This window comes from Acidovorax sp. LjRoot204, assembly GCF_056175785.1.
Map to the genome: position 1 here is coordinate 1 of NZ_JBGFFF010000162.1, position 9,564 is coordinate 9,564.

The following is a 9,564-nucleotide window of genomic DNA, read 5'->3' on the forward strand; positions in this document are numbered from 1 at the left end:
CGGCAGGGTTGCCCCCTGCTGTGGCTCTGGAGGGCGGGGCTGGCAGTCGCGCGCAACTGGCCATCTCGGCACGCTAGACCGGCGGCGGCGTGGTCTCTGCATCGCGTGGCCTATGCAGCCAATGACCGAGGCATTGCCACCCACCACGCCAAGACCTGCGCCATGAACCGCACCGACGTATTGATCGCGATTGCCGAGGTGGCTCGCAGTGGTGGCGCTGCCGCACCCGAAGACGCCATCTCCCAGCTGGCGATGCTCATTGATGATCTGGAGCTGTCCTGCAGCGGCTCGGAGCAGGTGATGGAGATGCTGCTGCGCATCGCCGCCTGCCTGTGGAACCTGCAGCAGGAACGCATGCGCCTTTGAACAGGTGCCTTGGCATGCCGCATGGCCCTGATCTCTCACCGATCAGGGCGACTGAAATGATCACTCGTCCAGCGTCTCGAGCGAAGCCACCTGGTTGCGCCCCCGGTGCTTGGCCAGGTACAGCGCCTGGTCGGCGCGGTCGAGCATGTCGCGCAGGCTGCGATCGCTCTGGCGGAAGGTGCTCACCCCCAGGCTGGTGGTCACGCAGTAGCAGTGGCCTGCTTCGTCCGTCAGTTCCAGCGCGCTAACACTACGCAGCATGCGCGTGGCCACCTCCAGGCCCTCGGCCAGTGTGGTCAGCGGCAGCAGCACGCCAAACTCTTCGCCGCCCAGGCGGCCCACAGCATCGCTGGCACGCAACTGGCCCTTGATGGCCTGCGCAAACGCCAGCAGCGCCCGGTCGCCCTCCAGGTGGCCAAAACGGTCGTTGATGGCCTTGAAGTGGTCCAGGTCCAGCATCAGCAAGGTCAGCGGCTCGCCGTTGCTGCGTGAATGGGCATAGGCCGACTCGGCGCATTCGAGAAACGCGCGGCGGTTGGCAATGCCCGTCAGCATGTCGGTGGTGGCCAGACGCTGCAGCTCGCGCTCCAGGTTCTTGCGCTGCGTGACGTCGCGGTAGATGCCTTCGACCCCCGCAAAATTGCCTGCATGGTCGTACAGCGCATGGCTGCTGATAGAGATGTCGATCACCGTGCCATCGCGCCGCACCATCTGGCCCGGAAAGTCCGACACCTCGCCGTGTTCCATGATCGCGGCCTTGAACGCGTCGCGGTCTTTGCTCTGGGGGTAGTACGACTCGGCCGTGCGGCCTTCGATTTCGTGGGGCTCGTAGCCCAGCACCCGGCGCACGCCCGGACCCACATGCTGCACGATGCCCTGCGCATCGGTGCGGTAGTACACGTCCTGCATGTTCTCGAACAGGCGCCGGAAGTTCTGCTCGCTCTCGCGCAGCTGGGCCTCGATCTCGCTCTGGTGTGTCATGTCCATGCCGCACATGAGCACGGCGGGGGCACCGTCCCATTCCATGGCCACACTGCTGATCAGCACCATGCGCAAGTTGCCGCGCTCGGTGCGGATACGGAACTCGGAGGACTTGTTGGGCCGCCCGGCCTGCTCGGGCACGGCCACCTGCTGGATACGGTTGGTGGAGCGCACCTGGTCCAGGGGGTGCACAAAGTCGCCAGACAGCCGCCCGATCAGGCTGTCGATACTGGGCGCCTCCAGCAACTCCATGCTGGCGGCGTTGGCAAAGCGGATGGCGCCCTGTTGTGTGACAAGCACAGCCGCTGGCAACAGGTGCAGCAGGCGCAGGTCGTGGTTCATGGGCTGGTGGTAACCAAAAGTAATGCACCATTGTGGCACCTGGATGCGCCGGTGTGAAACGGCACCTGTCGCAGGCGGTACTATCGCCCATGAGAAAAACTTTCCAACTCCACGTTGAAGGCAAGAACCGCGATCGCGTTCTGGATGCCGTCAAGCACGAAATTCGCAAGTACATCAAGCGCGARCGGCGCCGCGWCCTGCCAGAAGGCGCSGAYTTCTGGGACTTTRACTGCCAGTTTGGCCGCACCAAGGAAGACGCCGCCGTGGCGCACCTGGCCGCCTTGACCGGGCTGATCAACGGCGTGGCCGCCGAGGGGGGCGCCCAGTTCTATGTGGAAATTCTGGCCAAGCCCGGCAAGCGCACACCCCGTCCGGCTGGTGAGGCTTCACACAGCGGGCCAGATGGCTTGGACGCGGACGACGAAGAAGGCGCGTAAGCCCTGGCGCTGGGTGGATGCCACCCCGCTCACCCTCAGTCAAGCACTGCAGGCCCCTTTCAGGGGCCTTTTTTGTGGGCAGCGGGGGCATCGGCTGCCTGCGCCGCTGCTGCGCGCAGCTTGTCCTTTTTGCTGGGGCGTTTGCCCTTGATGCCGCCGGTGCCCCCGGGGTCGGTGGATGGTGCGGGCGCGGGAGCCTCGGTGGGTTCAAAGCCCGCAATCTGCTCGCGTGGGATGGTGAGGTGCTGGCGTTTTTCGATCAGCCGGAAATGCGCCTCGGCATCGGCGGTCACAAAGCTCACGGCCATGCCGCTCTCGCCCGCCCGGCCGGTGCGGCCGATGCGGTGTACATAGTCCACGGCCGATCGGGGCAGGTCGTAGTTCACCACGGCAGGCAACTGCGCAATGTCGATGCCRCGTGCTGCGAGGTCGGTGGTCACGACCACCTGCCAGCGCTCGTCCTTGAACTCCTGCAGCACCTGGTTGCGCGCGCCCTGGCTCAGGCCGCCGTGGAAGGGCGATGCAAAGATGCCCGCCTTGTACAGCTTCTCTGCCACATGCTCGGCCGCGTATTGCGTGGCCACAAACACCAGCACGCGCGACCAGTTGTGCTCCTTGACCAGGTGGCGCAGCAACTGGGTGCGGCGGCTGGCGTCCACCGCAATGGCGCGTTGTTCGATGGCAGGCTCGTTACCCGGTGTGTGGGGCACCTCCACGCGCACCGGCTGCTTCAGCAGGCCATCGGCCAGCGCCTGCACTGCGGTTGGGAATGTGGCCGAGAAAAACAGGTTCTGCCGCCGGGCTGGCAACAGCGCCAGCACGCGCTRCAGTTCCTCGGCAAAGCCCAGGTCCAGCAGCCGGTCTGCTTCGTCCAGCACGAGGTGTGCCACGGCCGACAGGCGCAGCGCGTTGTGSTCCACCAGGTCSAGCAGKCGGCCCGGCGTGGCCACCAYRATGTCGGCGCCGCCGCGCAGGCYCAKCATCTGCGGRTTGATCGACACGCCGCCGAASRCGATSGCGATCTTGAGCGGTTGCTGCAGGTGCTGCGCCAAGCTGCGCAGCACTTCTCCCACCTGCGCTGCCAGTTCACGGGTGGGCACCAGCACCAGGGCGCGCACCCGGCGCGGGCCGCCAGTGGCGCTGAGCTGCAGCTGCTGCAGCAAGGGCAGGGCAAATGCCGCCGTCTTGCCCGAGCCCGTCTGTGCGGCACCCAGCAGATCTACCCCCTGCAGGATGGCCGGAATGGCGCCCACCTGAATGGGCGTGGGCGCCACAAAGCCCGCCTGGGCGGCGGCATGGACAAGGGCGGGGGACAGACCGAGGGAGGCAAAAGGCATGGAAAGGCGCTGGGAATGCGTTGAGGAGGGCACGCAAGGCAGCGCGGACAAAGCAGTAATGGCCCGCATTGTCGCCGCGTTTGCCCGATGCCCTCTTGCCCGGTGCGTTCTCACAGGCCAGCAATGCGCGCCTTGCACTTGCAAGATTGCAGGGAATGCGAGTGCTCGGCCCCTGCGTTGGGCAACCGATAATCGGGCCGCCCCGTTTTTCGTTGACAGTTTTCCCGGACCCGAACCCCATGGCTTTGCCCCTAGATACCTCCGCCATTACCCACGGCATCCAGCTGGCGGTGGCGCCCGTGTTTTTGCTCACTGCGGTGTCCGGCATGATCGGCGCGGTGGCCGGCCGCCTGGCCCGGATCATCGACCGGGCGCGTGTGGTGGAAGACCGCGCGCGCGTCAATGCCGAACCCGAATTTCTGGCCCGTGCCTACAAGGAGCTGGCGGACTTGCGTTTGCGTGGACGGCTGGCCAACGGTTGTATTGCGCTGCTGACGTTTTGTGCCTTCCTCATTGGCACGACCATCATCCTGCTGTTCCTGGGCGAAACCACCGACTTTCAGTCCAGCCGCCTTGCGGTGGGCGGGTTTCTGGCGGGCGTTGCCTGCTTTTTGCTGGCGCTGGTGTGTTTTCTGACCGAGACGTTGCTGGCCACACGCCTGCTCGACTTTCACATGCTGCAGCAAGAGGTGGAGGGGAAGAAGCCATGAAGTCTTTTGCCGACCTGGGTGGCCTGGTGTATTCCACCGAGTCAGGCCGCATGTGCCCCACCTGCCGCCAGCCGGTAGTGCAGTGCACCTGTAAGCAGAACAAGCCCCTGCCCACGGGCGACGGCATCGTGCGCGTATCGCGCGAGACCAAGGGGCGCGGCGGCAAGGCGGTCACCCTGGTCAAGGGCGTGTTGGTGGACGAGGCCACGCTGGAGCAGCTGGGCAAGCAGCTCAAGACCGCGTGTGGCAGCGGCGGCACGGGGAAGGACGGCGTGATTGAAGTGCAGGGCGATCATGTGGAGCGTGTGATGGCCGCGCTGCAGAAGCTGGGCCACAAGGTCAAGCGCGCGGGCGGCTGAGCGGGGCGGGGTAATGGACGCAGAGAAACTGCAGCGCCTGGTCACCACCGAGATGCCGTACGGGAAGCACAAAGGCACCCTGCTGGCCGACCTGCCGGGCAACTACCTCAACTGGTTTGCGCGCGAAGGGTTTCCCAAGGGCGAGCTGGGCCAGTTGCTGGCGCTGATGCACGAGATCGATCACAACGGGCTGTCGGACCTGCTGCGGCCGTTGCGCGGGCGCTGAGAGACCTATGCCATTGCAAAAACTGGGGCGTTCCTTTGGTTGCTGGCGACCATAATGGACGTCATCAGGCCAACAACCATACCGAGGGAATGCACATGAAGGGCAATATTGCTGCGATCGCTCTGGTCGTTCTGGGCGTGTTTTTTCTGCTGACCAACCTGGGACTGATCAGCATCAGCCTGCGCGAGCTGCTGCGCGTGTGGTGGCCGGTGGCGCTGATAGCAGTGGGCGTGGCGCTGTTCTTCACGCCGGGCAACAAGAGCAAATAATCCGGGGAGGGCGCGGACCCTGCTGGCGCGCGAGGTGCCAGTCCTCAGCCCTGCTGGGCCCCTTCGCTGCCGCAGGGTTGGGCGCCGTGCCCGCCATGCTCCTCGCGGGGCTGCACAAAACCAGGGTCGTTGCCAAAGTAGCCCCGGAACAGGTTGCGTGCAATGCCATGGGCCGCCACCTGCAGGTCGCGTGCCACCTCGGGCGCAAACAGGCGGCTGGTGTGCTGTTGCCACAGCCCCACCCAGGCCGCAAAGTGGGCAGGGGTGACGCCCTCCAGCGCCATGTGTTTGCCGAAGACATCGCCCTTGAAGCTGCGGGTGCCCAGCGCGACGGTGCTCCAGAAGTCCACCAGCCGCTGCAGGTGGGCGTCCCACTGGCCGTGCAGGGCCTTTTCAAACACCGGGCCCAGCAGCGGGTCGCGCCGCACGTCTCCGTAAAAGCCGTGCACCAGCTGCGTGATGCTCTCTACGCTGGGGGCGATCTGGCTGGCGGGCTGTGTGAGTGTGGCTTCGTCGGTCATGGCGGCAGTGTGCCCGCTCACTGGCAGCCGCAGGCTGACGTGGCACAAGCTTKGGCGGGAGCAGCGCTGGCTTCGAACCGCGGAAACAGTACGTTGTTTTCCAGGTGGATGTGGTTGATGAGGTCGTCGCCCAGCTGGGCAATGCCTGCGTAGAGCGCGCGCCAGGTGTTGCATGCGCCTTGGGGGGGCGTGGCGTCATTCGTCAGCGCGTTGAGCCTGTCCAGCGCCTCGCCATGGTCCACGTGTTCGGCGCGCATCATGCCGATGGGCTGGCCCACAAACGGGTTGCCGCCGTTCTTGAGCATGGGGAACAGCACCTGTTCTTCCTTGAGCATGTGCGAGAGCAGCTCTTCGTGCATGGCCTCCAGGTGGTCGGCCAGGCCGACCGGCACCTGCGGGTGGTCGCGGTGCACGGCCTCCACGCGGCGGGCCATGCGGATCAGCTCGGGCAATTGCTGGCGGTGCACCTCGTGGTAGCGCGCCAGGATGTGGTCGATGAGCGCGCTGGGCGATGCCGCCTCGGGCACGGCGTCGCTGCGCTGCAGGGCCGCCAGCTCGGCCAGTACGGCGTCGACGTCCAACCCCTTGTCGGCGGCCGCCTTGGCCAGACTCACCTGGCCGCCGCAGCAAAAGTCCAGCTTGAGGCGCCGAAACACCGCAGTGGCGCCCGGCAACTGCACGGCGATCTGGCCGATCTGCTGCTCGGCGCTCAGTGGCAGCGGGGTGGTGGGGGCTGTGGCGTGCAGGGTGTCGATGCGGGCGTTCATGGTGGTCCTTTAAAGATTCATATCGTTTGAATATTTTAGCGAATAAAATTCAGGCTGTATGCATCTTTTTGATTGATCTGCGGCAAACCCATGCGACTGACCCAATGGACCGACTACACGCTGCGCGTGCTGATGTACTGCGCTGCCACCGAGGGGCGGGCGCAGCCCGTCACCATCACGGAGGTGGCCGAGGGCTATGGCATATCGCGCAGCCACCTGATGAAGATCGTGCAGCAGCTGTCGGCCCAGGGCCTGCTGGAGACCACGCGCGGGCGGGGCGGTGGCATGCGGCTGATGGTGCCGGCCTCGTCCATCCACATCGGCGCGGTAGTGCGCGCCACCGAGACGGACTTCAACCTGGTGGAGTGTTTTGACCCCGCCTCCAACCAGTGTCGCCTGAGCAGCCACTGTCGGCTGAAAGGGGTGCTGGGCCAGGCCATGCAGGCCTATCTGGCGGTGCTGGATGGCGTGACGTTGGCAGACCTGGTGGCGCCTACGTCACCCCAGGGTGTGGCGCTGCAGGCCACGGTGGCCGCCCCGCGCGCAGGCAGTGCCCGCCGCAAGGCCGCGTTGGTGCCCGGATTGCCCGATGCACCTGGTTTTGAATAAAAACGGCGTGATGCGCTAGTGCTACATGCCTGGATAGCTATCAAATTAGTAGTATCCAGTGGCACCCTGTGCGTTCTGGGGCGCCACGCCGCTCAGCGCAGCACTTCCAGCAGGCGGTCCAGCCCGCCCTGGTTGATGGCCACCTTGGCCTGTGCCCGCACGGCGGGCTTGGCGTGGTAGGCCACCGACAGGCCGGCAACGCCCATCATGGGCAGGTCGTTGGCGCCATCGCCCACGGCAATCGCCTGCTGCGGCGAAATGCCCATGAGCGAGGCCACTTCCAGCAGCGTGCGGCGCTTTTCTGCGCCATCGCAGATGTCGCCCCAGGCCTGGTCCACCATGCGGCCCGTCAGCTGGCCGTCTTGCACTTCCAGCATGTTGGAGCGCGCAAAGTCGATGCCCAGGCCCGCCTTCACGCGGTCGGCAAAGAAGGTGAAGCCGCCCGAGACCAGCAACGTGGTCAGGCCTGCGGCCTTGGCGGCGGTGATCAGCTCTTTGGCGCCGGGGTTGAAGCGCAGGCGCTCGGTGAGCACCTGCTCCATGTGCTGCACCGTCACGCCCTTGAGCAGGGCCACACGCTGGCGCAGGCTCTCCTTGTAGTCGGTGATCACGCCCTGCATGGCTGCCTCGGTGATGGCGGCCACCTCGGCCTTGCGGCCGGCGGCATCGGCGATTTCGTCCACGCACTCGATGTTGATGAGGGTGGAGTCCATGTCAAAAGCGATGAGCTTGTAGGCGGACAGGGACAGCGGAGGCTCGATGCCCTGGATGACGAGGCCAGGGGCGAATTCGGTTGCGTGGGTCATGGCAGAAAAAGGGGGAACAAATGCGGGGTAAGAACCCGCAATGGTATCCCTGGCAGGCTTTTGTTCCCGCCGTGCCCGCCACGCTCGCTCCAGGCGCCACCCCGGGGACTGGGCGGCAGAGGCCGCGCCCCGTGCGCGGCTCTCGTCAGATCCTGTGCCTCAGCGAGGATGCGGCAGGTTCTGGCCGCCGCCTTTGAGGGCCTTGGCGGCTGGGTTGGGCTGGGGCGGCTCGTTCATCTTGACCAGGAACATGCGCACAAAAAATGCGGCCATGCAGATCATGAACCCGATGCCGATGATGCTCATCAGGCCGTAGTCGGTAGAAAACAGATCGTTCAGCAGCTTCATGGAGACCCTCCTTGTGGTGGTGTTCACCACTATCGGACGGTCCCTGCGGCGGCTGCTTGTGCTGTGTCAAAGACTGCGGCGTGCGGGCAAGATGCAGGTCAAACCATGGCGGGATAGCGGCCAGTGCCTTCGGGCCAGGGCGTGAGCACCTCGAACCCTTCGGCCGTCACGGCCACCATGTGTTCCCACTGGGCGGACAGCGAGCGGTCGCGGGTGACCACGGTCCAGCCGTCGGCCAGCTCCTGCGTATCGCGCTTGCCGGCGTTGATCATGGGCTCGATGGTGAAGACCATGCCTTCCTCCAGCCGCAGGCCCTGGCCACGCTGCCCGTAGTGCAGCACCTGGGGCTCGTCGTGGTAGATCTGCCCGATGCCATGGCCGCAGTATTCGCGCACCACGCTGAACCGCTCGCGGTGGGCCACGGTCTGTATGGCATGGCCCACATCGCCCAGCGTGGCGCCGGGGCGTACCTGGGCAATGCCCGCGCACATGGCCTCGTAGGTGGTGTCCACCAGGCGGCGCGCCAGCGGGCTGGGCTCGCCCACAAAGTACATGCGGCTGGTGTCGCCAAACCATCCATCCTTGATGATGGCCACATCGATGTTGATGATGTCGCCCGCCTTGAGCACCTGCCCCGGCGACGGAATGCCGTGGCAGATCACGTGGTTGACCGAGGTGCACACCGTTTTGGGATACCCCAGATAGCCCACGTTGGCGGGGGTGACCTGCAGTTCGTTCACGATGTAGTCGTGGCAGAGCCGGTCCAGTGCCTCGGTGCTGACGCCGGGCTGCACGTGCGGCGTGATCATGTGCAGCACGCGGGCGGCCAGGCGGCCGGCCTCACGCGCCTGGGCGATTTCGGCGGGGGAGCGCAGGGTGACGCGGGACGATTTCATTGAACGCGCCGCCCGCTGTGGCCCGGCTTGGCGGCCACGGAGGCCGCCACCGTGTCCAGATCGAAGCCCCCGGCCTGTTCGGCGCGGATCAGCAGCTGGCAGATGTCGCTGTGGTCGAGGTTGGGATGCAGCTCGGCCAGCATGCCGATGCGCATCCAGTGTTCTGCCTGTGCGTTGATGGAGCGAGACAGGGCGTTGCTGGCAACGCGCAGGTTCTCGTGCATTTGGTCTGAAATTTTGACAATACCCATGCAGCGAATTGTATTCGAAACATATACGTTTCGTATCGCTGCGTGTCTGCAGTGCCTGTGGTGTGCGCTGGCAACACTGCGCTACTGCGGAGGGCGCTTCAGATAGAGCTGGTCGGACCAGGTGGCCAGCCACTCGGGCTTGAAGGCCACAAAGATCGCGGTGAGCATGCCCGTCACAAACCCGTCGCCCCAGGCCATGAGCCAGCGGGCCACCAGAGACAGTTCGTTGCCCACACCGGGCAACAGGTGCCCGGTCCATTGCGACAGCACACCGGCAGCAAACACGCAGGCCACGGTGCCCAGAAACGCGCGGCCCAGCACGTACACAAATCGCTGCGT

The 9,564-nt window shown here is 65.5% G+C and carries 15 protein-coding genes and 1 pseudogene; 7 read left to right on the forward strand and 9 right to left on the reverse strand.

Annotated features, from left to right (window positions below):
* On the forward strand, nt 1-366 hold a 366-nt coding region (locus tag AC04MI_RS20730; RefSeq protein ID WP_476498578.1), incomplete at its 5' end, for a hypothetical protein.
* Nucleotides 367-426: 60 nt separating this feature from the next.
* Here AC04MI_RS20730 and AC04MI_RS20735 read toward each other — a convergent pair.
* Nucleotides 427-1,689, reverse strand: a complete 1,263-nt coding sequence (locus AC04MI_RS20735; protein WP_436079052.1) for a sensor domain-containing diguanylate cyclase — start codon at nt 1,687-1,689, stop codon at nt 427-429.
* Between the two features lie 89 nt (nt 1,690-1,778).
* Between AC04MI_RS20735 and AC04MI_RS20740 the strand changes: the two genes are divergently transcribed.
* Nucleotides 1,779-2,126, forward strand: coding sequence for a DUF6172 family protein (locus AC04MI_RS20740; protein ID WP_476498579.1), 348 nt, complete (start codon nt 1,779-1,781; stop codon nt 2,124-2,126).
* A 59-nt stretch (nt 2,127-2,185) separates the two neighbouring features.
* On the opposite strand, the gene AC04MI_RS20745 is transcribed toward AC04MI_RS20740, so the two are convergent.
* Nucleotides 2,186-3,463: a DEAD/DEAH box helicase gene (locus tag AC04MI_RS20745; RefSeq protein WP_476498580.1), complete on the reverse strand. Its 1,278-nt coding sequence runs from the start codon at nt 3,461-3,463 to the stop codon at nt 2,186-2,188.
* A gap of 239 nt (nt 3,464-3,702) precedes the next feature.
* On the opposite strand from AC04MI_RS20745, the gene AC04MI_RS20750 reads away from it, so the two are divergent.
* The 4 genes from AC04MI_RS20750 to AC04MI_RS20765 all read left to right on the forward strand — a co-directional run bounded on the left by AC04MI_RS20750 (nt 3,703) and on the right by AC04MI_RS20765 (nt 5,027).
* Entirely contained in the window at nt 3,703-4,173 is a 471-nt protein-coding gene (locus AC04MI_RS20750; protein WP_056064262.1) for a DUF2721 domain-containing protein, read from the forward strand.
* Complete coding sequence (locus AC04MI_RS20755; protein ID WP_436079050.1) at nt 4,170-4,532, forward strand: translation initiation factor Sui1; 363 nt, start codon at nt 4,170-4,172, stop codon at nt 4,530-4,532. The genes AC04MI_RS20750 and AC04MI_RS20755 overlap by 4 nt, the downstream gene beginning before the upstream one ends.
* 13 nt (nt 4,533-4,545) lie before the next feature.
* A complete protein-coding gene (locus tag AC04MI_RS20760) occupies nt 4,546-4,758 on the forward strand; it encodes a DUF3820 family protein (RefSeq protein ID WP_015014757.1) in 213 nt (70 codons plus the stop codon).
* 95 nt (nt 4,759-4,853) lie between these two features.
* Nucleotides 4,854-5,027, forward strand: a complete 174-nt coding sequence (locus tag AC04MI_RS20765) for a LiaI-LiaF-like domain-containing protein (protein WP_436079049.1) — start codon at nt 4,854-4,856, stop codon at nt 5,025-5,027.
* 44 nt (nt 5,028-5,071) lie between these two features.
* On the opposite strand, the gene AC04MI_RS20770 is transcribed toward AC04MI_RS20765, so the two are convergent.
* Together AC04MI_RS20770 and ytfE are read right to left on the reverse strand one after the other, a co-directional pair.
* Nucleotides 5,072-5,548 carry a group III truncated hemoglobin gene (locus AC04MI_RS20770; protein WP_436079048.1) on the reverse strand — a complete coding sequence of 159 codons (477 nt, stop codon included), beginning with the start codon at nt 5,546-5,548 and terminating at the stop codon, nt 5,072-5,074.
* A gap of 17 nt (nt 5,549-5,565) precedes the next feature.
* The gene (ytfE, locus tag AC04MI_RS20775) at nt 5,566-6,315 is read right to left on the reverse strand and encodes an iron-sulfur cluster repair protein YtfE (RefSeq protein ID WP_476498581.1); all 750 of its coding nucleotides are present in this window, start codon (nt 6,313-6,315) and stop codon (nt 5,566-5,568) included.
* 90 nt (nt 6,316-6,405) lie between these two features.
* Between ytfE and AC04MI_RS20780 the strand changes: the two genes are divergently transcribed.
* On the forward strand, nt 6,406-6,924 hold the full coding sequence (locus AC04MI_RS20780) for an RrF2 family transcriptional regulator (protein WP_291446071.1): 519 nt from the start codon (nt 6,406-6,408) through the stop codon (nt 6,922-6,924).
* 92 nt (nt 6,925-7,016) lie between these two features.
* Here the strand turns inward: AC04MI_RS20780 and serB are convergent, their stop codons facing one another.
* From serB to AC04MI_RS20805, 5 genes and pseudogenes are all read right to left on the reverse strand, one after another.
* On the reverse strand, nt 7,017-7,730 hold the full coding sequence (gene serB, locus AC04MI_RS20785; protein WP_436079046.1) for a phosphoserine phosphatase SerB: 714 nt from the start codon (nt 7,728-7,730) through the stop codon (nt 7,017-7,019).
* A 159-nt stretch (nt 7,731-7,889) separates the two neighbouring features.
* Nucleotides 7,890-8,078: a DUF3149 domain-containing protein gene (locus tag AC04MI_RS20790; RefSeq protein ID WP_056747190.1), complete on the reverse strand. Its 189-nt coding sequence runs from the start codon at nt 8,076-8,078 to the stop codon at nt 7,890-7,892.
* A gap of 98 nt (nt 8,079-8,176) precedes the next feature.
* Nucleotides 8,177-8,974 carry a type I methionyl aminopeptidase gene (gene map, locus AC04MI_RS20795; protein ID WP_260667843.1) on the reverse strand — a complete coding sequence of 266 codons (798 nt, stop codon included), beginning with the start codon at nt 8,972-8,974 and terminating at the stop codon, nt 8,177-8,179.
* Nucleotides 8,971-9,225: a ParD-like family protein gene (locus tag AC04MI_RS20800; RefSeq protein ID WP_015014749.1), complete on the reverse strand. Its 255-nt coding sequence runs from the start codon at nt 9,223-9,225 to the stop codon at nt 8,971-8,973. The genes map and AC04MI_RS20800 overlap by 4 nt, the downstream gene beginning before the upstream one ends.
* A gap of 81 nt (nt 9,226-9,306) precedes the next feature.
* Nucleotides 9,307-9,564, reverse strand: a pseudogene (locus AC04MI_RS20805) (hypothetical protein); the annotation flags it as partial.